Raw genomic sequence first — 24,542 nt, 5'->3', positions numbered from 1 at the left:
GAAGAAAGAAGGGATAGAAATGTACACACTTTATGAATATCCTAAATGCTCAACTTGTAAAAAAGCGAAAGCGTGGTTAGACCAACAAGGCGTTAAATACCAAGCAATTGATATTAAAGCAACACCGCCTAGTAGTGAACAATTAGCAAAATGGATGAAAGAGACCGGCTTGCCTGTTCGTCGTTTTTTTAACACAAGCGGGGTTTTATATAGAGAACAAGGCTTAAAAGATCTTGTTGACAGTTTTTCTATTGAAGAAGCAAGTCAGCGTTTAGCTGCGGATGGCATGTTGATTAAGCGTCCAATTCTCTTAAAAGACAATACATTTCTAACGAATGGTTTTAAAGAAGCAGATTACGAAGGAGTGCTTGGAAAATGAGTGAAATGAAACAAATCGATCAATTATGGATCTTACCAACAGAAGCAGGTTATAAAATTGGTTTAACCGCCGAAGCCCAAGAGGATTTAGGGAAGATTACTTTTGCGACATTTCCCAAAGTCGGACAAACATTAGCTAAAGGTGACTCTTTAATTGAATTAGAAGCAGAAAAAGCAGTCAGTGAATTCAGTAGTCCATTATCTGGTAAGGTAGTTGCGATTAATGAAGCGGCTGATCAAGAGCCAAGTGCATTAGATGAAGAAAATGCCTGGATTGCTGTTTTAGCAGATGTTGAACCAACAGAATTTGAAAATCTTTAGTCTTACGTTGACAAGGCCAATGATTATTGCTATAATTTTCTCAATCTAATCAAAAGAAAGCTTTGAAAAGAAGAGTACATGTTAAGGACGTTTGAAGAGAGCCCTGTTTGCTGAGAATGGGTAACAGATTTAAGATGGAAGATGGTCTTTGAGCAGAGTAAGTGAGCGAAGCAGTGAACTTACTACGGGGCGCCCGTTACAGCCAACGGTATGCGAAGAATCAAGTACCGTATGAGGTTATTATTGAGAAATAATAGCGAATTAAGGTGGTATCACGAAATGACAAACTTTCGTCCTTTTTGCTGTAATAGCAAAAGGATGGAAGTTTTTTTGTTTTTATTAAGCAAATTCGTTTCATAAAAAGTGCGAAACCTTCAAAATAAGAAAGTAGAACAGAAAGAAGAGGAGAACAAAATGGCATTAATTGAATTACGTCATGTAAAAAAAGAGTTTTCCGGTAAAGCGGGTAAAGTCACGGCTTTAAAAGATATTGATTTAACAGTTGAATCAGGTGATATTTATGGCATTATTGGCTATTCAGGTGCAGGAAAAAGTACGTTGGTTCGCCTATTGAATGGACTTGAAACACCTACAGAAGGTGAAGTAGAAATTCAAGGACAAGATATTGCATTGTTGCCAAATAAAGAACTAAGAAACTTCCGTAAAAAAATTGGGATGATCTTTCAACATTTTAATTTATTATGGTCACGGACGGTCCTAGAAAATATCATGCTCCCATTGGAAATTGCTGGCGTTCCAAAACAAAATCGGAAAAGCCGCGCAGAAGAGTTAATCAAGTTGGTTGGTTTAGAAGGACGGGAAACCGCCTACCCAAGTCAACTCTCTGGTGGGCAAAAGCAACGAGTGGGGATTGCCCGTGCCTTAGCTAACAATCCTGACATTTTGCTTTGTGATGAAGCAACGAGTGCTTTGGATCCGCAGACAACTGATGAAGTGCTAGAATTACTACTAAAAATCAACCAAGAATTAAATTTAACGGTTGTATTAATTACCCACGAAATGCACGTGATTCGTAAAATTTGTAATCGCGTAGCTGTGATGGAATATGGTGAAATTGTTGAAGAAGGTAAAGTGATCGATATTTTCAAAAAGCCTCAAACAGAAATTGCGAAACGCTTTATCCAACAAGAAGCGGATAAAAACATTGAAGAAACGGAACTGGTTGTTGAAGAAATGTTGGAACAATATCCGAATGGAAAAATTGTTCGCCTGCTTTTCCACGGTGAACAAGCGAAATTGCCAATTATCTCGCATATTGTCCAAGAATATCAAGTAGAAGTTAGTATTATTCAAGGGAACATTCAGCAAACAAAGCAGGGTGCAGTGGGTTCTCTTTATATTCAATTATTAGGCGAAGAGCAAAATATTCTAGCAGCCATTGAAGGATTACGTAAACTTCGTGTAGAAACAGAGGTGATTGGAAATGAATAATCGTGGCTTAGCAAGTTTCTTTGATTTTTCCCAAATTGATATAAGTAAACTACAAGAAAAAACGATTGAAACACTTTATATGACAGGGATTTCAATCATAGTGGTCGCCATTTTAGGGCTGATTTTAGGACTACTACTTTTTGAAACGTCAGGCAGAAAAGGGATTTTGAGCCGATTACTGTATTGGCTAGTGGCCATTTTTGTAAATATTTTCCGTTCGATTCCGTTTATTATCTTAATCGTTCTGTTAATTCCTTTTACAAAAATTATTTTAGGGAGTATGTCTGGTGTCAAAGGCTCCTTACCAGCATTGATTATTTCCGCAGCACCTTTTTATGCTCGCATGGTCGAAATTGCTTTTCGTGAAGTCGATAAAGGCGTGATTGAAGCAGCCAAAGCAATGGGGGCCAATCGTTTCCAAATAATTTGGAAAGTGCTATTACCAGAAAGTCTGCCAGCACTTGTTTCTGGCTTAACCGTTACAACCATTTCTTTAGTGGGCTACACTGCAATGGCGGCTGCTATTGGAGCGGGCGGTTTAGGAAGTTTGGCGTATCAAGATGGCTTCCAACGTGGTCAAAATACAGTTACCTTAGTAGCAACGATTTGTATCTTAATTATTGTCTTTGCGATTCAATGGCTTGGGGATACAGTCGCTAAAAAAATAGATAAACGATAAATGGAGGGAATAAGATGAAAAAACGTACATTATGGTCAGTAATTACTGTAGCAGTAGCTGTCTTAATTTTAGGGGCTTGCGGCAATAAAAAGAGTGATGACTCGGTCTTGAAAGTTGGGGCTTCACCAGTTCCGCATGCAGAGATTTTAGAACATGTAAAACCTTTATTAGAAAAAGAAGGCGTAAAATTAGAAGTGACGACTTATACAGATTACGTGCTACCTAACAAGGCGTTGGAAAGTGGTGATATCGATGCCAACTATTTCCAACATGTGCCGTTCTTTAATGAAGCGGTTAAAGAAAATGATTATGACTTTGTGAATGCAGGTGCGATTCATTTAGAACCAGTTGGGCTTTACTCGAAAAAATACAAATCGTTACAAGAAATTCCTGATGATTCAACGATTTACGTTAGCTCTTCCGTTTCAGATTGGCCACGTGTTTTAACGATTTTAGAAGATGCTGGTTTAATCACGCTGAAAGAAGGGGTAGACCGGACAACTGCTACTTTCGATGATATTGATAAAAATACTAAAAAGTTGAAATTCAATCATGAAAGTGATCCAGCAATCATGACCACTCTTTATGACAATGAAGAAGGGGCTGCGGTTTTAATTAACTCAAACTTTGCCGTGGATCAAGGATTAAATCCGAAAAAAGATGCGATTGCCTTAGAAAAAGAAAGTTCACCTTATGCCAATATTATTGCGGTTCGTAAAGAAGACGAAAACAACGAAAATGTAAAAAAATTAGTCAAAGTGTTACGTAGCAAAGAAGTCCAAGATTGGATTACGAAAAAATGGAACGGTGCCATTGTTCCAGTCAATGAATAAAAAGAAAAAGACAATAGAATAAAAACTTGAGGTCGGGACAGGCGTGTTAAGCTTCAAGAAATAAGAAGAAAGTTCTGAAAGATGCTTTTTGTCTCTCAAGGACGTTCAGCTTATTTCCGAAGAAGCTGCTCCTGTCCCGTTGTTTATTTAAAATTTTAGAGCTAGGCAGATACATCATGTTGATTTACTTGCCAAGTCTAAGTTTTTTTCTTTTAAAAAAGGACTATAAATGATAAAGTTACAAGGAATTTCTTAATTATCAGGAAAATTCAGGGACTATGCATAGGCATTTGCATTAGTTATTGTTATAATAATTAAGATAGATTTTTTGGAATGGAGGGAAAAAGATGTTACGTTTTTTTCCGCAAAAAAATAAATATGTAGAAGAACCAAGCCAGTACGCCTTTGATAAAGAAGGCCAAATTCCGCAGCACATTGCCATTATTATGGACGGAAATGGCCGGTGGGCACAGAATCGAAGACTGCCGAGAATTGCCGGACATAAAGAAGGCATGGATACGGTTAAAAAAATAACGAAGCATGCTAGTCATTTAGGCGTTAAAGTTTTAACACTTTATGCATTTTCAACGGAAAATTGGAAGAGACCAACAGATGAAGTCAATTTCTTAATGCAATTGCCTGTTGATTTTTTTGATACATTCGTGCCTGAATTAATTAAGGAAAATGTTAAAGTCAATGTAATGGGCTACCAAGAGTTTCTACCAAGCCATACGCAAGATGCTGTTAAGCGGGCCATTGAGCAAACCAAGGACAATACGGGCATGGTTTTGAACTTTGCTTTGAATTATGGGGCGCGTGCGGAGCTACTAACTGCCATGAAACAGATTGCTGCAGAGGTTTCAGAAAAAGCATATACGGCAGATGAGATTACAGAAGAAACGATCGCAGATCACTTAATGACTGGCTTTTTACCCACGGAACTTCGTGATCCAGAATTGTTGATTCGAACAAGTGGGGAAGAGAGAATTAGTAATTTCTTGCTATGGCAAATTGCTTATAGCGAGTTGTTTTTTACAAAAGCATTATGGCCTGATTTTTCAGGGGACACTTTAGAAACCGCGATTGCTTCTTTCCAAAATCGTAATCGTCGTTTTGGAGGTCTAAAAGAAACTACAGAAACAGAAGGGAGCGATCCGCAGTGAGACAACGTGTCATCACAGCTATCGTCGCATTAATCATCTTTATTCCAATTATCTGGTATGGTGGTTTTGCAATTGAGATTGCCGCTGTTGCTTTGGCAGTAGTCGGCGTGTACGAGTTATTCCGTATGAAAGGATTAACGTTATTAAGTTTTGAAGGTATTTTATCAGCATTAGGGGCCGTTTTTTTAGTTATCCCAACAATTAAGTGGTTAAACTTTTTGCCGGAAATGCAAACAAATTTCATTTTATTTTATGTCACTGTAATGTTGTTGTTAGGTGCTTCGGTGATTTCTAAAAATACATATACGATTGAAGAAGCTGGCTTTCCAGTTATTGTCAGTTTATATGTAGGGATGGGGTTCCAGAACTTTATTAGTGCCCGTTCCGCAGGTTTTGAAGTCTTGTTATTTGCTTTATTCATTGTCTGGGCAACGGATATTGGTGCATATCTATTTGGACGCCGATTTGGTCGTCATAAATTGATGCCAGATGTTTCACCCAACAAGACAATAGAAGGTGCACTTGGTGGTATTTTATCAGCCGTGGTTGTAGCAGCGTTGTTTTTAGTTTTCACAGCTAATAAAGGGCTATTTCCTTATCCAATGCCGGTGATGCTCGTATTGACGGTTCTATTTTCTATAGTAGGGCAATTCGGTGATTTGGTTGAATCTTCTATCAAACGTCATTATGGCGTGAAAGACTCTGGTAACATCTTGCCAGGACATGGCGGTATTTTAGATCGTTTTGATAGTTTATTATTTGTTTTCCCAATTATGCACTTATGTGGATTATTTTAAATTGATTAACAAAATTTAAAAAAGTATCGTTAAATAAGCAAAAATCCAGAAGAGTCTCTCTTCTGGATTTTTGCTGTTTATTGGGTTAGTTTAGGTACCTTGTGAGTTATTTAATTTATAAGAGTAATTGTATAAAGGCGGCTAAAGTTTCTAAAAATTAAATAGGTGATCGGATGTTAAATATCTGAACATTCAGAGGGAAAGTCGATTGTTAAAAATTAAATTATAACAATCGAATAACACTGGAATGTTTATTTCAATAAAGCCATTGACGTTTAGCATAGATAAATTTATACTTAAAAGAAGAAAAGCAAAATAATGTATTTTACATGCTTGTTCAATCGTGGTGAGAGTTATTCATAAATTTAAGCAAGTAAAGAGAAGAGAATTTAGAGATTTGTGAACGCGTTCTTCATACAAAATTATAGATTAGGATTATATTTTTGATAATCTAATGTAAAGGATTAATTCAATGAAAAAATTTTTAGAGAATAGTATGCACCAAGCCGTAAAAGCTTGTTTTTTCTTTTTAGGTAAACTACCTAAAAAGAAGTTATTTATTTTTGAAAGTTTTCATGGAAGACAGTATAGTGATAATCCACGTGCAATTTTTGAGTACATAAGAGATAACTGTCCTGAATATCAATGTATTTGGGCAGTCAAAAAAGGATATGAGATGCCTTTTGTGGAAGAGAATGTTCCTTTCGTCAAACGATTAAGTTGGAGATGGCTATGGTTGATGCCAAGAGCTCAGTATTGGGTTTTTAACACGCGGATGCCAGCTTGGATGTATAAGAATCAAACAACAATCTATATACAGACGTGGCATGGGACCCCTCTAAAGAAACTGGGCTTAGATATTGAAACAGTCAAAATGCCAGAGCATGAAACAGAGAGCTATAAACTAGAAGTTATTCAAGAAGCAAAGCGTTGGGATTATCTCATCTCACCTAATGCATACAGTACTAGAGTGTTTCGACAGGCCTTTCATTATGAAGGGAAAATATTAGAAGTAGGATATCCGAGAAATGATTTGTTAGTTTGTGAAAATAAGGACAAAATAGCTTTTTCTGTTCGCAATCAGTTAGGCCTTTCAGCCAATCAAAAAATTATTCTTTATGCCCCCACGTGGCGCGATGATGAGTCTATCCGAAAAGGAGCCTATCGTTTTACCAATCATTTGCCAGTTGAACAACTTTTAGAAATTGATTCTTCTATTGTAATACTTACACGATTACATTATTTAATTGCAGAAAGTTTTGATATAAGTGCATTTGGTTCACGTGTAATCGATGTTTCTTCTTATCCAGATATCAATCAACTTTATTTAATCGCTGACTTATTAATTACAGATTATTCATCGGTTATGTTTGATTTTGCATTAACAAAAAAACCGATGCTATTTTTTATGTATGATAAGGAAAAGTATCAAAATAGTACAAGGGGATTCTATTTTGACCCAACAGCAATTTTGCCTGGGAAAATTGTGACAGATACGGATAGCCTAGTAACGTCTGTAAAAAACGTATTGTTTTCTAAAACGGAACAGGAACAACGTTTATATGTGCAGTTTTTTCGTGAATTTTGCCTTGAAAATCAGGATGCCACTAGACAGCTGATTTCAGAAATTTTAAAGAGATAAAAAGCCGGAGGGTGTAGGTTGGAAAAACAAAAAGAAGTCCAAAAAGAATATGAAGAGTATCAATATATGTTAGATACTGAAACGTGGAAAAAGGAGTTAAGTCAATTTAAGCTGTTTTCTTCAGAAAAAATATCAAAAAATCCTAAAGTCTCAATCATTATTGCTAATTATAATAATGCACCATATCTTAAAAAGATGATGGATTCTCTTGTTCAACAAACCATTGGGATCGAGCAATTGCAAGTGATGTTTATTGATGATTGTTCCACAGATCATTCGTTAAAAGTAATAGAGCCATATCTTGAAAGATATCCGAATATTGAAATTTATCAGCTACTTGAAAACACTGGAGGCGCTCACGGCCCAAGAAACGTAGGGATTGTAAATGCACGTGGTGAGTATAGTGTCTTCTTAGATGCAGATGATTGGTATGATTTAAATGCATTGAAATATTTATCAGATCTACTAGATGACTCTCACGATGATTTTGCTGTTTCTGGTCTAATACAGAGTACGGATGGCCACTTAATGTTAAAAAGTAAGCCATATTATGTGGATGGGTCATTTAAAAATCGGTCTATCCAAGAATTGCCAGCTGAATTTTATGGTTGGTTAGGACCGCAAGCTATCATGTTAAGAACTTCACTGATACACAATAATAATTTACACTTTGTTAATCAACGGGTGGCTGATGATGTGCTGTTCTTTTATGAAGCCATGCGATTTTCAAAAACCATTACACAAGGGGAAAGGTTAACGACTTATTTAAATCGAGATGCAGATAATGAAAGTTTAAGCAAATCAATTAATCGGACATTTATGCTTTCTTGGTTGCGTGCGTTAAGTTATATCAATCAACAGTTTCCAGATGATTTGTCTAAAGAACGGATGTTAGCACGCCGTTTAGAATGGCTAATTTATGACTTTTGTATTCGGAGGGATACTGGGTATCCATTCAGTAAAAAGCGATTACAAGACTTTAAAGTACAGATGGATCAGTATTTAGGTGAATTAAATTTTGATCCTAGCCCGTATTTTAGAAGTGATGTGCGCCAAATCATTTGGACATTTTTACAAACTAACGATATTGATGGTTTGTATTGGTTTATTCAATGTCAGTCCATTCGTTGGGTGTTAGTCAATCGCTTTGGTTATGTTTCAAAAACAGAGAGAAGTTATTATTATCCAAGATTATTGAAACGATTCCCAGCAGTTCGCATGAATGCTTATGCAGAAGCAACGCAACGTGAAGGCAATATGCTTTCTTTAAATGTGTATACACACCAAAAAATTACAGGATTTGAAATAAAAGAGCTGAAAAATCCTTTTGAAACAAGACAGAGGCTGGCGTTTAAAAAAATTAGTGAAACTAGTTATCAGGTAGAGTTGCCAGAAAAATTTTCAAATAAAGAAAGTAGATTTACGATAGTTTTTGATAATTATTTAGAAATTGGGGTTAAAGATTTTAGTAAGTTTTTTGCTTAAATTTTGTCCGTTTAAATCAGGATATTTTGAGTATACAACTATAAATGATAAGTGAGGGAAATTTGTTTTATGGAAAATGTGAAAGTGTCAGTCATTGTACCCGTCTATAACGTAGAAACCTATTTAGAAGAGGCATTAATGAGTTTGAAAAACCAAACATTGAAAGAAATTGAATTCTTAATTATTAATGATGGCTCTACTGATAATAGTCAAAAAATTATTGAAGAAATTGCACAAGATGATCCACGTTTTCGCGTTTTCAATGTTAAAAATGGGGGAATTGGAAAAGCCTTTAACTTGGGTGTTTCAGAAGCAAAAGGTGAGTATATTGCTGAATTTGAAAGTGACGATTATGTAGCATTGCATGCCTATGAGCGTTTATACAATACGGCTAAAAGTCATCATGCAGATGTTGTCCGTTGTAATTGGGTTGAATTTTCTTCTGAAGAAGAGGTTGAGCGAGATATATTATGGCAATATCCCGATAAATACAATCAATTGATTGACTTAAAAACGACGGATTTAATTGTACAAGTTTATCCATGGAATGCCATTTATAAAAAAAGTATGATTGAGAAAGAAAACGTAACTTGGGATGAGGAAATTAAAAGTTATGGGGACACTGGTCTATTTTGGAAAATCAATTCAGCATCTCAGAATGTTATTTTTATTAAAGATTGTTTGTATTTTTATAGACAAGACAACCCAAATTCGACAGTAAATAATGTGGCAACAAAGGTTCCTTTCTTGTTTCAACAATTTAAACTAATTCGTTCAAACTTAATTGAACAAAATAAATTTGAACGCTACAAAGGTTATTTTTATAAACAAATGTTCGAAAAATACTTTTGGGCGATTGAAAAACTAACACATTTACGTGACGAGTCGGTTTATGAAGTGATTCAAAAGGTAGCTGTAGATTTTAAACAAGCTATAGAAATAGACCAGCTGAATGATATCGATTTTGAATACATCAAACAATTTTATCAAATTGCAAATGATCCAGCAGCTTATTATGAGGACTACTTGAAAAATCTGTATAAAGTTAGTGTTGTCATGCCGATTCACAATGCTTCAAAATATTTAAGACAAACATTAGAAACTGTTTGTGAGCAGTCTTTACGTGAGATTGAAATCATTTTAGTAGAGAATGGCTCTACAGATAATACCATGGATATTATTAACGAATTTGCAGTAAAAGATCCGAGAATTACGGGGATTTCTATTGGCAAAAGTAATCCTGGACACGCAAGAAATGTGGGCATTTCGATGGCACGAGGACGGTATTTGCAATTTCTGGATGCAGATGATCATTTTGAAGCGAATTTATTACAAGACGCTTATTATCGTGCATATGATAGTGCAACAGATATTCTGTTATTTGGCATGAAAGAAAAGTTACCAAATGGAGAAGTGCACGTTGTTCACAATCCATTACTAACTAATGGTGGACGTATGTCTGGTGAAGAAATTTCATTGGATGAAGTAACTCCTTATTTATATGACAAATTATTTTTATTAGAATACATCAAAGAAAATAACTTGGTAAACTTAGAACAATTTGTTGGCGAGGATGCTTATTTCACTTATACAGCATTATTAGGTACCGAAAAAATTGTTGCACTAAACAAATATTTGCTGACTCGAATTGTTAGACAAGATGGCTTGATGTCTACGTATGGAATGAATTATCGTGATGAGTTCAATTTACATGACAAAATGTTGGAGTACTTAAAACAACATGCTCCAAATCGAATTGAAGCATATCGGTTAAAAATTATTAATACATTAAACTGGTTTATTTTTGACATGAATCGTGTTGATCAAGCATTTAAAGAACGTTTCTATCAAGAATTAAAAGAGAAATACATCCAACAGCTAGGGCTAGACTTAGTGAAAAAAGAAAAATATTCTAATGATCCAGAACAAGTAGAGCGTATCACACGAATCCAAAATATTTTACAATACAATCTAGAAATATATCAAAATATTTATAAAGATTTTGGGATGAAAAAAACCTTCATTATTCCGAATGTTCATATTCAAGAGCGTGGAGGTAAAGTAATTTTTGGACAAGAGAAGACCCAGGGGAATGGGACGGCAATTGAAATGTTTTCAATTATTATTGCAGATAACGATACAAGCAATGCCAGCGGAGTGATTGATTTCGTTTATATGGGTGACAATACAAAAATAATTCATGATAGTTTATTAGTATCTTTATTAATTAAAAAAGAAGGTACTACTTTAAAATCGATTGTTTTACAAGCCGAGTGGGAAAAAGGCTATACCTTACTACAAGAAAATATGTATTATACTTTCGTAGACAATGTTTTTACAATTTGGGCGGGCTATACTCAAAAATATGCAGCATTTGATTACAATGTTCGAATTTTGACTTCTCGAGAAGGGGAAACACATTTTAGTGTCGTTCGACAAAACCAAGGCTATATCCAAGATACAATGACAAGTATTGGTAACGAATTAACACCTATCAATAAAATTGAAGGAAATGAACCTACAACAATTAAAAAAGCTGTATCAAAAAGTCTTAAAAAAGCAAAAGGGTTGTTGAAATAGAAAGATTTTAAAGGAGATTAAAAATGAACGATTTATGGAATTTTTTAGATAATCATCCTGAAGAGAAAGAATTGATAAAGGCAAAAGCATTACAAGGTTATACAGTTGATGGAATTTTAAATGATCAACTTAATTTTGTTGCTCTAGATACTCTGTCTATTGGTCTGGAAAAATTTGGAAATATTCATTATAGTATCCAAATCCCAGAATTTAATGAATTACTAAGTAAGAAGATGGTAGTACTTTTTGTTCCTGCGGATGGAGTGGGACACTCTGGTGCCAAAGAAAGATATTTTGGATTGAGACAATGGAATACCCTGTCTCAATCTGTTCGAAAAAATACCATCATTCTTAGAATAGCTGATGTTGGCTTTGTGTCAGGATCCTATTACACATTATTTGAGCAAGAAATTTTGGATTTAATTGAAGCAAAGAAAACAGAATTTGGACTGAAGCATCAAGATATAATCTTCTATGGAAACTCTAGAGGCGGAACGGGAGCGTTATTATTAGGTATTACAGGTAATTACAAAACAGTTAGTGTAGATCCTGTAATTGATCGAGAGCCTTGGGTAAACAGCGCGGATGGTAGAATAGATCGCCAGTTAATGTTTGATTTCGTAGAAATGGATTTTTCAAACCGAATAAAAGATAAGATGGAACAGTCAAACTATGAATTAGAAAACATTACGGTGATTGCTTCTGAAGCAAATAAAAAAATGTATGAGAAAATTTACCCCTTATCTAATGGTTTTACCTTGAAAAAATTAGAATTAATGATTGATTCTGAAAATACAATTGGTATACACGGCCTTACGATAATGGAAAGTATTCATTTACAATTAGCGTTAATAAATAATTATTTATTTGATTAAGTAACAGAGAAAGTAGGAGCGGAAAAATGAAAAAAGCAGCAATTATGGGCTGGTGGTATAACCAAAATTATGGATCAATCTTAACATACTATGCTCTAAACAAATATGTACAGAATAAAGGGTACGAGACGGTAATGATTGATGGACCACTAGGTTATAAAAACAGAAGTAACTTTCGAGCATGGATGCCTTTAGCGTATAATTTTTTTAAGAAAAATAATATGCCCTATACTGAGCAATTAACAAAAGAAACGTTACCGACATTGAACGATTTAGAAAATCTAGATACCTTTATTTTAGGCTCTGATCAAATGTGGAATCCGTGGAATGGTTGGGTAGACGACGATGATTTCTTAGATTTTGTTTATCCTCGTAATAAAACAATTGCTTATTCTGTTTCATTAGGAAAAGCAGATACAAGTAAATATGATCCCAAATGGGTTGCAAACCGCAAAAAAGATATTACACAGTTTAATCATGTTTCTATGAGAGAAGATTTTTCTGTACAAATTATGAAAGATATTTTTCAAGAAGAAGTTATTCAGGCTTTGGATCCAACCTATCTTGTTGAAAGAAGTGAATATGATTCTTTAGCTGATCAAGCTACGTTTAAACGACAAGAATCAGGAGATTATATGGCTGTCTTTTTCTTGGATATTAACAAGGAAAAAGTTCGTGTAGCACTAGCGATCGCAGAAAAATTGGGACTGAAATTAGTGGTCTTGCCTAATCCTTTAAAAGGACGTGAACTAGCGAAAAAAACGTTTCCTAATACAGTAGAATATGTTTCTGAAGATACGCCAGAAAATTTCTTATCTGTTTATCGAGAAGCAAAATATATTATTACTGATTCGTTTCATGGCACTGTTTTTGCGACTATTTTCCAAAAACCGTTTTCAATTTTTTATAATGAACAACGTGGAATTGACCGCTTTAATAGCTTGATGAAACTGTTTGAGCTTGGCGAAACTAGACGTGTCTATGAGCAAAACACAAAACAAGAAATTGAAGAAAATAAAAATATTAGTTTAGCACTTGACTATCAAAAGACCGCTGGAAAGATTGCTAGAGAAAAAGAGATTTCAGATAAGTGGTTAACCGATGCGTTGACAAGTAAATTTAGCCCAGATGAAGACGAAGTATATGATGAATTTAGACGATATATTATCAATAAACCTTTGGATTTTTATCGAGCTAAAACAACTGTTCCGATTTCCGCAGCAATTGTTTTATCGCCAAATGGTACGATAAAAAATTCCAACCCTAATGAAAGCTTTTGGAAGCTAACAGATAAAGAATTAATTTTTATGAATAATCATCGTGAAGTCACTACAAGATTTAATCGTGAAAAGTTTAAGGGAAAGGAAACGTTCAGTCCTTTTAGAATCGTCGGTAAATATGTGAAAGATGAAAAAATCGAACATGTTATGTATTTGCATCCGATACAAAAACCTAAGCCTAAACCGAAACAAGGCACAGAAAAAAAAGCATTAGCAATTCCCGAGAATCTTTTAACAAGAAAACAATTAATTATGAAAATTGTGCAAAATGAGAGAATTCGTTCGTGGAAACAAGATCTTTTAGAAGAATTACCAGATTTAGAGTTATTTGTAGGTCGTGAATTAAAAGAATATGCTTCGAATTTTGTTGGTGGTCCAGCAGACCTTTTAATTTTTCCAAAAACGATAGAAGAAGTTGCTTTAATTGTAAAATATGCTAAAAATAATCAGATTCCTTTAACTGTTATCGGTAAAGGTTCAAATATTTTAGTCCGTGATGGTGGTATCCGTGGGATTACTTTAAATATGACTGCCTTGAATTATCGTAAAATTACGGGGAATGTTTTAACAGTTTCGGCAGGTGCAAGCTTAATTGAAACATCTTATTATCTACTAGAACACTTGAAATGCGGTTTAGAATGGGCAGATAATATTCCAGGAACCATTGGTGGCGCAGTTTATATGAATGCTGGGACAGTTAAGGATATCAATAGTATGTTTCTTGAAGCTACGATCGTAGATGAAAATGGAGAAATTAAAGTTTTAAATAAAGAAGATGTTCAATTTAGTCATCGCTATAGTTCATTTATGGATCATCCTGAGTGGATTATTCTAGAAACTAAATTACAGATTTCAGAAGGTAATTTAGAAAACATGGTAAATGACATGGTAGGAACTGTCGAAATTAGAGAAAGGATGCACCCACTAACACATCCAAATCATGGGTCAACTTTTACTTGGGGACGGGCGCCTCGATTAATTCAACAAGCTGGCTTAGTTGGTACTAGAATTGGCGGAGTAAAAGTATCTGAAAAACATCCAGGTTTCTTTATCAATGTTGAACAAGCCTCTGCTCAAGACTATGAAGCATTAATTTATTTAATTATTGCAAAAGTTTATGAATTTTCTGGATTTTTATTAAAACCAGAAGTGAGAATTTTAGGTGCAAATATGTGGGAAGCAAGTTTAACTTTTAAATAAACAGGGGAGTGTGTGACATGAAGAAAATAATCACAATAATTGTGTCTTTAGCAATTGGTATCGGTTGTGGTTTTTGGTCAGGATATTACATCAGTAAAAAATATTCAGAAAACCAAGAGACAACTATTTCCAAAAGTACTAATTCAGAACAACCTTTGATTACAAATGGAGAGTATCAAGTAACAGCTAATTGGGATTGGAAAACATTAGTTGTTAAAGATAATGTGTGGACATTGGATGGCAAACGTATTTATGATGTTTCGACTACAAATGATAATATTGTGATTTTAAAGGGAAAAAATTTGAAATCACTTGTAGTTTATAAAATAGAAAAAGATAACGAAAAAATCAACTTATATTCTTACACAAAAGAAGGCGTTGGGAAAAAAGTATTGGCTACTCTAGTGAAGAAATAAATAATGCATTTGGTGTTTGAAATAAATTGAAAGTAACTTTGTTAGGAGAAGTTAGTAAATGAAATACAATACGAAAAATTATGACTATTTAATTGTTGGTTCGGGACCTTTTGGGGCAACGTTTGCTTGTGAAGCAGCTAAACGAGGAAAAAAAGTATTAGTTATTGAGAAACGTGCTCATATTGGTGGCAATATGTATACACATAAAGAAAATGGGATTAATGTCCATGACTATGGTGCCCATATTTTTCATACTGACAATAAAGAAGTATGGTCTTATGTCAATCAATTGACGGAATTCAATGGCTACATCAATCAAGTAGTTGCTAATTACAAAGGGGAGCTCTACAACCTACCATTCAATATGAACACGTTCTACCAAATGTGGGGGGTAAAAACACCAGCTGAAGCACAAGCAAAAATTTCAGAGCAGCGGGAGGCAGCTGGAATTAAAGGAGCTCCAAAAAATTTAGAAGAACAAGCGATTCGTTTGATAGGAACGGATATCTATGAAAAATTAATTAAAGGCTATACAGAAAAACAGTGGGGACGTAAGGCTACGGAATTACCAAGTTTTATTATTCGCCGTTTGCCAACTCGTTTTACTTTTGATAATAATTACTTTAACCATCGCTATCAAGGCGTACCTGTCGACGGTTACACAGCTATGTTTGATAAATTGTTAGAGAGTGAATTAATTGATATTCAATTGAATAAAGACTTTTTGGCAGAGAAAGAAACTTACTTATCAGAGTTTCCAAAAATTGTTTATACAGGGATGATTGATGCATTCTTTGATTATTCTTATGGCGAATTAGAATATCGTTCAGTACGTTTTGAAAATGAAACAGTAGATTCAAACAATGCACAAGGCAATGCCGTAATTAATTACACAGATGCGGAAACCCCCTATACACGGATAATGGAATGGCGACATTTTGATCAACAGGCCGATGAAAACAAAACGATTTTGACGAAAGAATACCCACAAGATTGGGATCGTTCAAAAGAAGCCTATTATCCTGTTAATGATGAGAAAAATTCACTTTTGTTTAGAAAATACAAAGAAAAAGCAAACGCTCAAGAAAAAGTTATTTTTGGTGGACGGTTAGCCAATTACCAATACTATGATATGGACCAAGTTTTCGGAGCAGCTTTGAAGGCAGTCGCTAAAGAATTTGGTGAAATGGCCAACTAGTGAACGGTTAGACTCGGAGGAACAAATGGAAAAAGAACTGAAAGTTAGAACAAAATTACTTACCAAAGAATACAGTTTAGCGCAAACACGTATTGACAAATTGAAGACACTTTTTAGTATTTTTCAAAACAAAGTTCCCACATTTTGGGCGTTAAAAGGTGTTAGCCTCGACGTATATTCTGGAGAAACAATTGGTATTATTGGTTTAAATGGTTCAGGCAAATCCACTTTATCAAATATTATTTCAGGCATCACTCCTCAAACGTCAGGAGAACTTGAAATAAATGGTGAAGTTTCAATTATTTCGATTGGTGCAGGACTAAATAATAATTTAACAGGACGAGAAAACATTCGAATGAAATGTTTAATGTTGGGGGAAAAGAATAAAGAAATTGATGCCAAAATCGATGATATTATTGAATTCTCAGAATTAGGCGTTTTTATCGACCAGCCTGTTAAAACTTATTCTAGCGGTATGCGTGCTAAGCTTGGTTTTTCAATTGCGGTTCATCAAAATCCAGATATTTTAGTGATCGATGAAGCGTTATCTGTAGGAGATCAAACCTTCTATAATAAAGGCTTAAAAAAAATGCTTGCATTTAAAGAGCAAGGCAAAACTATCTTTTTTGTCTCTCATTCTATTCAACAAGTAGAGCAAATTTGTGATCGTGTAGCTTGGATGCATTATGGTGACCTACGTGCATTTGGTGAAACTAAGCATATTTTAAAGGAATATCGTGCTTTCTTGCACCGTTATAATCATTTCACTGAACCGCAAAAAGAATCGTATCAGAGAGATGGCAAGGCCAAACAGAGAAATTTTTCTTTGGAACAACTTCAAGAAACAATTCTTGAAAAAGCCAATCAACAAGTAGGCAGTCGCCGGACGACTAAAGAAGTCATTAAATTTACTACTAAAAATAAAATTGGAGATAAAATGACTCTTGGTACGAAGAGCTTGTTAATTTTGCTACTTTGTATGATTTTTTATGTAAGTCTTACCTTTGTAAAAGGTATTTCATTAACAACAGCTTTCATTCATCCAGCGGAAACAATTCAACGTATATTTGTTCCTGAGAAAGTAGCAGGGAAGGATACAAACGCTGTGAAAACGACTAAAACTAAACCAGCTTCAACAAAAGAATCTAGGCAGCAGGAGGAAGTTCAGCCTAGCCCAACGAACGTACCAGAAAATAATAATAGCGAACAAGCTGTGTCAACGTATACTGTGGAAGTTGGAGATTCAGTCAGTTTGATTGCTGAAAATCACGGACTCACTATAGAACAACTTCAAACTTTGAATCCAGAAATCATTGAGGTACCTATTTATCCTGGACAAGTGTTGAAATTGAAAGAGGTGACTGAATAATGCGCGAGGTAAAATTAATTTTAGCTGAACAGTTTTCATACTTAGGCGTTGCACAACGAATTGCTAAATACAGTAATAAAGCATTATATCAAAGCCACATCTTAGGAAATTTATGGCAAATTTTAAGTCCTTTAATTCAGTTAGGTGTCTATTATTTTGCTTTTGGGATTGCCCTTGGTGGTGCTCGAACCGTAAAAGGAGGAGTATCCTATATCGCTTGGTTGATGGTAGGATTAAGTACATGGATTTTTTTAAGTACAGTAACGAAACAAGCTTCTAGTTCTGTTTATATGCAAGTTGGCATGGTCTCTAGAATGAAGTTTCCAATAAGTATTTTGCCAATGGTTAAAATATTTTCTGAGTTACCAAGTTATTTTGCATTCACTACGTTAGCAGCAATTGTGTCAATTTCGACAGGCGAAAAGATTTCTATTTATTGGATTCAGCTACCTTACTATATTGTATCGATGATTATCTTTTTATATAGTTTTAGTCTGATTAATTCAACGATTGCTGCATTAATTAGGGATTATCAAATTTTCTTGAATTCTATTATCCAAGTATTAATGTATATGTCAGGGGTCTTTTGGGATTTGAGTACAAAGAATTTACCGTCTTGGTTATCAAAAATTCTTATGTTGAATCCTTACGCATATATTATTAATGGATTTCGAGATACATTTTTCTATAAAAGATGGTTTTTTGAAGATAAGCCCCAGCTTATTGTTTTTTGGCTAACAACATTAGTAATATTTATCGTAGGGGCTCATTTACATGTTAAGTTCAGAAGCAAATTTGTTGATTATATGTAATATATGAAGAAGTAAAACCACCGTATACTGACAAGAATACGGTGGTTTTACTCTTTAATTGACAATAGCCGTCTCTTTAAAGAGACGGCTATCTAACGAATCAATATTATTATTTTAAAGTTGGATCAGACTATTTCTAGTATTCAAGTATTTTTCATTTAAGCGATGTATTCCCTACCTCTAATACATCCTTGTATCTCTCTAGACACGCCAGTTTTGAATAAAATCATCAAAACAATTGAATGGTTCGTTTAAAAATATTTTTCGTGTTCTAAATATTATAACATAAAACTCGTCAACTGACCACTAGCTGACGAGTTCATAATTTTTCCAGATAAATAGACAGCCGTTTTCCGCCGACTGTCTAAGATTAAGATAGATTTGTAAAGAAGTGAATAAATGCTTCCTACTATCTCTTTATAACATGAGGAAAAGAAAACTGCAAAAGATAGCTGTGTTTTTTGAAAAAAAGATCAGCTGGTTTTCGCCAGCTGATCATCCGTTGAAAAGAGATATAAAGAAGTGAATAAAGCTTGCTTTACCTCTATTTTATACCATGTTTTGATTTAAATAACTATTCAGTATTAGTTATACTTAAATAATAAATATGTATACGGATGTATTGTTTTGAGGTATAGTCATAGAGAAAAGAGGGAACGTTTATGAAAAAATTTTGTTTAAGTTATAGCTCTGGTAAAGATTGTTTATTGGCGATGGATCGATTGGTACAAGCAGGAAATCAGCCAGTTGCGTTAGTGACAACATTAAGTGATGAAATTAATCGTTCTTGGTTTCACGGCATACCAATCTCCGTCTTAGAAGCAGCAGCCGAAGCGTTAGATTTACCACTTGTTATATCACATAACAATGAAACAAATTACACAGAAAAAGTGGTTGAGGCACTGCAGGAAACCAAAAAATTAGGTGCAGAAACGGTTTGTTTTGGCGATATAGATATTGAACAAAATGGTGCTTGGGATCGCCAAGTTGCGTTAAGTGCTGGACTTGAACCACAATTACCTCTTTGGCAGGAGAATCGCGAAGCACTTGTGAAAGAATTCTTGGCAAAAGGGTACACAGCAATTATCAAAACGGTCAGCAAAGAGGCAGGTATTCCAATAAAATTTTTAGGAGAACCGTTAGATGAAACATTTATCACGTACCTTAAAGAGCATCAATTAGATATTTGCGGAGAAAACGGGGAGTACCATACGTTGGTAATTGACGGCCCGCTATTTAAAAAGAGGCTCAATTATTATACTTCAGGAATTTATGAAAGTCCTTATGCTTATTCTTTGATTATTGATGCTTAAATGAAAGTAAAAGGACACAAGCTGCCACTTTTTCTAGGGATATGCTATAATTGACTTAAGAAAAGTAGAGAAAGTGAGTGGTTAATTATGGAAGAAACTGTCTTTTTTAATTTAGGAAATGCCCTTGCTTCAAAAAGAGATCAAAAAGAATTAATTAAAGAAGCCCAAATTGCGAAAGATACTCGAAAGATTCCAGGAAAACTGATTATCGTTGAAGATGAAGAAAATGGTACCCATATTTTATTTGAATTAGCTGATCAAACAGAACCGTCTGCTGAAACAAAAGAATTCAAAGTGAAAAAAGTGATTGATTAATAAAAAAGCAACGAATTTTTCTAAATTCGTTGTTTTTTTATATTTTTTTACACAAATGATACAAAAAGAATATCAAAATCAAATAAATGATTAGTATACTTGAAGAAACAAATAGGAAGCAAACGTTTTGAGGTGTTCTTTCATGGAAAATCGAGGAATTTTATTTGATAAAGATGGTACGTGTATTCGTTTTGACACTCTTTGGCAAGCAGGTTTGCAAGCTTGTTTTGAAACACTAAGTATGTTAGCCCCTCATCATTCAGCAGAAATAAAAAAGATATTAGCTATTCAGGAGCAACGTTTTTTGCAAAAACATTTACTTGATGAAGTCCTTTATCAGGAACTTTATCAGGAATTGGCGCAATTTGAGGAATTAGTCGAACAGGGAATCAGCAGTCGATGGCTAGAGCAATTTTTTTATGATTATTTACGAAAAAATCTGAAAAAGATTGAACCAATTGGTGATTTAAAACAGTTATTTCTTGAGCTGAAACGGAAGAACTATAAAATTGGATTAGCAACTTCAGATACTTTGCCAGCGACTATGTTGATTATGGAATATCTTGGTTTAACAGAAATGTTTGATTTTATTGCGACAGGAGATCGTTACTTACCGAAACCAGATGCGGACATGCTCCAAGCCTTTTGTCAGTCATGTCAATTGAAGGCGACAGAAGTAATTATGGTAGGTGATTCGCTCGTGGATGTTTTCATGGGAACTTGTCATGGTAAAGCAGGAATTGGTGTTTTAACCGGCAACTGCCAGTCAACTGATTTTGAAAAGTTTGAAGTAGCCTATTTCCGTGATATCCATGAAATACCTTATCAAGAATTATGGGAAAATACCAAGAATAAAAAAATCCTGAAAAGATGACGAGTCTTTTCAGGATTTTTTTATTAATCTAATTTAAGCAATTGCCGTTTCTTTTGTTGAAATTCTTCTTCTGTTAGAATTCCTTCATCAACTAACAGTTTTAAATTTCTTAACTCAGCCATTACGTCTTCAATAGCGCTAGGTGAGTTTTTTTGTGAATCAAATAGCTTTGGTTCAATCGGTTGGTTTTTATCACTCTTTATAGGAGTTGGTATTTCTGCGAAAAATCTAAAAACTTCGACCGCCGCCACCGAATGTGCCGCCGCCAGTTGAGTGGGTGGTGCTACCACCACCGCCCATTCCGCCATTGCCGCCATTGTTTTTAGGAATACGACGCGTAGTGATGAAAGAGTTGGTTAACTGATCTGTGCGGGAGGTTAAGTTTAAAGTTGTTTTTTCCCTAAAGGGATATTGATAACTTGAAAATTTTAATTGATATTTAGAAATATTAATGCCTAAGAAGACCAAACTGAGTATCAGCGCAGCAGCAAAAGCAATTACCATTTCCAGCGGGGTAATGGCTTTATAACGGGTGATTTTACCTGTTTCGCTGTCCACACGATAGTGACCCCCAGGAACCCCTTTATCAACAAATGCTTGAGTTTCCTGAACAAAGGTTTGAGCAGCCGCGAAATAATTTCCTTGACTCATATTATCCCATATTTTATCTAAGGTATCATCAATTCGTGCATCTGTCATATAATCAATCATGTTTCCAGAAGTAGAGATGTAGATTTTCCGTAAGTCCATATCAATGAGAAAAAGAATCGCATTTTGGTCCTTGCCAACTTTATTTAAAAGATAATGATCTGCATAGTCTTGTTCATCACCATAAGTATTATTATTTGTGGTCACAATAAAGACAGAGGCTTTTGTTTTTTCTTCTAAAGGTTGTATCTCTTGCTTTAGTTGGTTGATTTGATCAGGTGTCAGTAATTGTGCGCCATCATCAATTGAATTTTCAGCCGCCGAAACGGGTAGGGCAAGGCCAAAGGTAAGAAGTATTAGGAAAAAAATAGGTAAAAGTCGTTTTTTCATAGGAAATAACCTCCTAATAAAAAGAGTGCTAAGAGGCCAGCGAAAATGCCTAACGTTGCTAGTCCTAAACGAGTGTAACTAATTGGAAGCACACCGCTTACTTTACCTGTTTGTCCATTCATGGCATAATAATAAACTTTTTTTGATTGTTCCTGACTGCGATAGGTGACTAACCAAATTGGCAAAAGCATATAGTGATTATTTTCTTGGTTTAGAGAAATATCCGTGCGAACATTTGTCAACGTAGTATAACCAGAAGCAGAGTCCCGTAACAATGATTCCGAATAATCTTGTAATTCTTGTTGGACGTGTTTTTTGATTGCTTCATATTCAATATCGCGTTTTTCTGCTTGGAAACCTGCTAGGTATTGGCTTTTGAAAGGCACCGCTTGATCAATTAAAAATGGTTGAACGCCTTCCACCATTTTTTGTTGGACGTTTTTTGACAAGGCATTTTTAACTAATTCTTTAAACGATAATTTTCCTGAACGTCCCACATTGAAACGTTTTGTTTCGGTGTATTCGATATCACCTACGCGCCAAATGCGAATACTTGTGCCAGTAGCTTGCAGTTGTCCGTCGACTTCTGCATCAACGACCCAATAGGGGAAGTAAACCCCAGTTAATTTATCGATTTGATTTTTGCTGAAAAAATCTCGAGGAATGAACCATTTTTTCTTGGTCCAAGCGAGAAATTTTTCAATCGCTTCGTCTTTTTCAATTGTAAAGGGTAAGACGTTTTCTGGTAAAAATTCGCCACTTAATCGACCAGCCAAGACAACTGGATTATGGCAATAATAACAGTATGTGGCTGCCGTTGTTGCATCGGTGACAATTTGAGCGCCACAGCTTGGACAATTAAAAATTTCCATTGTGCCTGCATCTGCAGCTGCTTCATTCTCAGTGGTCTCTGTTTGTTGCGTAGCGGAGGATTCTTCTTCCGCCGTGAAAGTCAAATTTTCCTCGGCAGTCGTTGTTGAGGGATTCTCTAAATGCGCCTCATGTTGCTGTTGCTCATAACGAGTCACTTCTTCTTCCGTGTAAATATTTAAACAATATTCACAATGAAATTTTTGATCTTTGGGATTAAATAAGAGCGGGCCGCCACAGTTGGGGCATTTATGGGTAAATGTTGTTTCCATTGCAACCGTCCTTTCTAATAGAGTGAGTAAATAACAGGAATCTGATTCAAAGAAAAAGGGTAGACTTGTGCCTGACCCTTTTCTTTAATTGTTCACTACTTGCTTATAAAGGAACCCCTAGGAATGGTTTACCACAATGTGGACAGAACTTAGGAATACCATTACTTAAGTCAACAATTTCGCTACATTCACTACATTTCATTTCTAATTTTGGCTTCTCGTTTGTTGGTTTTGGTGTACCACAGTTTGAACAAAACTTCCCAGTGTTTTCAGTCCTACATTGTGGGCAAGTCCAAGTGTCTGTAGCCCCTTGTGCGTTTTGCTGGTTTTGTTTTTCTTGCATTTGTTGTTGGTTTGTTTGAGACGCTTGCGCAAAGTAGTTACCATTTGCATTCATGCCCATACCAACGCCCATAAAGCCGCTCATAGCGCCACCTTCATTTTTACCAGCAGCCTCCATACCACGAGCCAAGGAACCTTGAACATAACCTTCGCGAACACCTGGATCGCTGAGCATAGCTCCTTCATTTCGCATGTTGATTAATTTTGTTGAATCATCTGTATAAGAAATGCTCGCAACTGCTACAGAAACAATTTCCATGCCGCGATTGGTGCGCCAATCCTCGTCAAGCGCAGTTTGCATATATTTACTTAATTCAACACTTTTTGAGGGAACATAAGAAATACGTTGTCCATCAGCAGACATTTGATTGATTGCTGCTTGCAATGCTGTAATGAACTCTGCCAAATATTGTTCATTAATATCATTAATATCTACTTGCGTTTGGTTTTTAGGAATCGCATTAGTATAAAATAGCAAAGGATCTGTAATTTTAATTGAGTAATTTCCGTGTGCACGTAAGAAAAGTTCGGCATTATAAAAATTATCAAAATAGTTTAATGGCGCAGGTGTTCCAAATTTAATGCCTTTAATTTCTTGCAAATTAATATAAAAAACTTGTTGTTTTTGTGGAGTTACGCCACCAAATTTGAAACGACTGAAGGTCTCTGCAATCGCATCTTTTAAAGAACCGTTAAACATTGAAGGCGCAGAATCATTTTTGACTGTATAATAGCCTTCTTCAGCAGTGTAATCGATGATTTTGCCACCATCGACAAGAAGCATCATCATGTTGGGATAGACATGTACAACAGAACCATCTGTTAAAACATCGTCCGTTCCTTTACGATTAGAACCACGTTTATCATCTTTACGTACAAAAACACCTTTTGTCATGACGGTTGTGTCCCCCATATTATCAGGTTCAATAACCTCTAGCCATTGATCGGCCAAGCCACCGCCAACTGAACTTGTTGCTGCTTTAATAAGTCCCATGTTCATTCCTCCTAATAAAAAACTAATTGTTACAGCTAGTATAC

At 35.1% G+C, this 24,542-nt stretch carries 23 protein-coding genes and 1 other annotated feature; of the genes, 19 read left to right on the top strand and 4 right to left on the bottom strand.

Going from position 1 to position 24,542, the window contains the following annotated elements; translation table 11 throughout:
- The first annotated feature begins 19 nt into the window (after positions 1-19).
- The 19 genes from IGL42_RS09790 to IGL42_RS09700 all read left to right on the top strand — a co-directional run bounded on the left by IGL42_RS09790 (position 20) and on the right by IGL42_RS09700 (position 20,982).
- Complete coding sequence (locus tag IGL42_RS09790) at positions 20-379, top strand: arsenate reductase family protein (RefSeq protein WP_002359675.1); 360 nt, start codon at positions 20-22, stop codon at positions 377-379.
- Positions 380-384: 5 nt separating this feature from the next.
- The gene (locus IGL42_RS09785; protein ID WP_011109554.1) at positions 385-699 is read left to right on the top strand and encodes a glycine cleavage system protein H; all 315 of its coding nucleotides are present in this window, start codon (positions 385-387) and stop codon (positions 697-699) included.
- A gap of 53 nt (positions 700-752) precedes the next feature.
- Positions 753-1,000, top strand: a binding site (T-box leader).
- Positions 1,001-1,113: 113 nt separating this feature from the next.
- Positions 1,114-2,151, top strand: a complete 1,038-nt coding sequence (locus IGL42_RS09780; RefSeq protein WP_002356639.1) for a methionine ABC transporter ATP-binding protein — start codon at positions 1,114-1,116, stop codon at positions 2,149-2,151.
- The gene (locus tag IGL42_RS09775) at positions 2,144-2,830 is read left to right on the top strand and encodes a methionine ABC transporter permease (RefSeq protein ID WP_002356640.1); all 687 of its coding nucleotides are present in this window, start codon (positions 2,144-2,146) and stop codon (positions 2,828-2,830) included. Before IGL42_RS09780 ends, IGL42_RS09775 begins: the two co-directional genes overlap by 8 nt.
- 14 nt (positions 2,831-2,844) lie before the next feature.
- Positions 2,845-3,663 (top strand): MetQ/NlpA family ABC transporter substrate-binding protein, encoded by an 819-nt coding sequence (locus IGL42_RS09770; RefSeq protein WP_002362228.1) that lies wholly within the window; start codon positions 2,845-2,847, stop codon positions 3,661-3,663.
- Positions 3,664-4,010: 347 nt separating this feature from the next.
- Positions 4,011-4,826: an isoprenyl transferase gene (locus tag IGL42_RS09765; RefSeq protein ID WP_010710631.1), complete on the top strand. Its 816-nt coding sequence runs from the start codon at positions 4,011-4,013 to the stop codon at positions 4,824-4,826.
- Positions 4,823-5,623 (top strand): phosphatidate cytidylyltransferase, encoded by an 801-nt coding sequence (locus IGL42_RS09760; protein WP_002397120.1) that lies wholly within the window; start codon positions 4,823-4,825, stop codon positions 5,621-5,623. Before IGL42_RS09765 ends, IGL42_RS09760 begins: the two co-directional genes overlap by 4 nt.
- A 472-nt stretch (positions 5,624-6,095) precedes the next feature.
- Complete coding sequence (locus tag IGL42_RS09755; RefSeq protein WP_010710630.1) at positions 6,096-7,265, top strand: CDP-glycerol glycerophosphotransferase family protein; 1,170 nt, start codon at positions 6,096-6,098, stop codon at positions 7,263-7,265.
- An 18-nt stretch (positions 7,266-7,283) separates the two neighbouring features.
- On the top strand, positions 7,284-8,750 hold the full coding sequence (locus tag IGL42_RS09750) for a glycosyltransferase family A protein (protein ID WP_002397122.1): 1,467 nt from the start codon (positions 7,284-7,286) through the stop codon (positions 8,748-8,750).
- A gap of 69 nt (positions 8,751-8,819) precedes the next feature.
- Complete coding sequence (locus IGL42_RS09745) at positions 8,820-11,330, top strand: glycosyltransferase family 2 protein (protein ID WP_002401895.1); 2,511 nt, start codon at positions 8,820-8,822, stop codon at positions 11,328-11,330.
- Between the two features lie 23 nt (positions 11,331-11,353).
- Positions 11,354-12,205, top strand: coding sequence for a casular polysaccharide biosynthesis protein CpsF (gene cpsF / locus IGL42_RS09740; RefSeq protein WP_002367100.1), 852 nt, complete (start codon positions 11,354-11,356; stop codon positions 12,203-12,205).
- Positions 12,206-12,231: 26 nt separating this feature from the next.
- Positions 12,232-14,685, top strand: coding sequence for a UDP-N-acetylmuramate dehydrogenase (gene murB, locus IGL42_RS09735; RefSeq protein WP_010710628.1), 2,454 nt, complete (start codon positions 12,232-12,234; stop codon positions 14,683-14,685).
- Positions 14,686-14,702: 17 nt separating this feature from the next.
- Positions 14,703-15,101 carry a lipoprotein CpsH gene (gene cpsH / locus IGL42_RS09730; RefSeq protein WP_002387128.1) on the top strand — a complete coding sequence of 133 codons (399 nt, stop codon included), beginning with the start codon at positions 14,703-14,705 and terminating at the stop codon, positions 15,099-15,101.
- A 58-nt stretch (positions 15,102-15,159) separates the two neighbouring features.
- Complete coding sequence (gene glf, locus IGL42_RS09725) at positions 15,160-16,299, top strand: UDP-galactopyranose mutase (protein ID WP_002359687.1); 1,140 nt, start codon at positions 15,160-15,162, stop codon at positions 16,297-16,299.
- Positions 16,283-17,668: an ATP-binding cassette domain-containing protein gene (locus IGL42_RS09720; protein WP_002397124.1), complete on the top strand. Its 1,386-nt coding sequence runs from the start codon at positions 16,283-16,285 to the stop codon at positions 17,666-17,668. Before glf ends, IGL42_RS09720 begins: the two co-directional genes overlap by 17 nt.
- Positions 17,668-18,480 carry an ABC transporter permease gene (locus IGL42_RS09715; RefSeq protein ID WP_010710627.1) on the top strand — a complete coding sequence of 271 codons (813 nt, stop codon included), beginning with the start codon at positions 17,668-17,670 and terminating at the stop codon, positions 18,478-18,480. The genes IGL42_RS09720 and IGL42_RS09715 overlap by 1 nt, the downstream gene beginning before the upstream one ends.
- A gap of 662 nt (positions 18,481-19,142) precedes the next feature.
- Positions 19,143-19,793, top strand: coding sequence for a diphthine--ammonia ligase (locus IGL42_RS09710; RefSeq protein WP_002370467.1), 651 nt, complete (start codon positions 19,143-19,145; stop codon positions 19,791-19,793).
- 87 nt (positions 19,794-19,880) lie between these two features.
- Entirely contained in the window at positions 19,881-20,108 is a 228-nt protein-coding gene (locus IGL42_RS09705; RefSeq protein ID WP_002362220.1) for a hypothetical protein, read from the top strand.
- Between the two features lie 142 nt (positions 20,109-20,250).
- The gene (locus tag IGL42_RS09700) at positions 20,251-20,982 is read left to right on the top strand and encodes an HAD family hydrolase (protein ID WP_010710626.1); all 732 of its coding nucleotides are present in this window, start codon (positions 20,251-20,253) and stop codon (positions 20,980-20,982) included.
- A 23-nt stretch (positions 20,983-21,005) separates the two neighbouring features.
- Here the strand turns inward: IGL42_RS09700 and IGL42_RS09695 are convergent, their stop codons facing one another.
- From IGL42_RS09695 to IGL42_RS09680, 4 genes are all read right to left on the bottom strand, one after another.
- Entirely contained in the window at positions 21,006-21,233 is a 228-nt protein-coding gene (locus tag IGL42_RS09695) for an SHOCT domain-containing protein (protein WP_025191862.1), read from the bottom strand.
- On the bottom strand, positions 21,211-22,020 hold the full coding sequence (locus tag IGL42_RS09690) for a TPM domain-containing protein (RefSeq protein ID WP_010710624.1): 810 nt from the start codon (positions 22,018-22,020) through the stop codon (positions 21,211-21,213). Before IGL42_RS09690 ends, IGL42_RS09695 begins: the two co-directional genes overlap by 23 nt.
- On the bottom strand, positions 22,017-23,162 hold the full coding sequence (locus tag IGL42_RS09685) for a hypothetical protein (protein ID WP_002356655.1): 1,146 nt from the start codon (positions 23,160-23,162) through the stop codon (positions 22,017-22,019). The genes IGL42_RS09690 and IGL42_RS09685 overlap by 4 nt, the downstream gene beginning before the upstream one ends.
- A 103-nt stretch (positions 23,163-23,265) precedes the next feature.
- Positions 23,266-24,498: an SPFH domain-containing protein gene (locus IGL42_RS09680; RefSeq protein ID WP_010710623.1), complete on the bottom strand. Its 1,233-nt coding sequence runs from the start codon at positions 24,496-24,498 to the stop codon at positions 23,266-23,268.
- Between the last annotated feature and the right edge of the window lie 44 nt (positions 24,499-24,542).

The sequence above is a fragment of the Enterococcus sp. DIV0712 genome, assembly GCF_050554855.1.
GTDB classification, from domain to species: Bacteria; Bacillota; Bacilli; order Lactobacillales; family Enterococcaceae; genus Enterococcus; species Enterococcus faecalis.
This window is presented reverse-complemented; position numbering and strand designations above follow the sequence as displayed.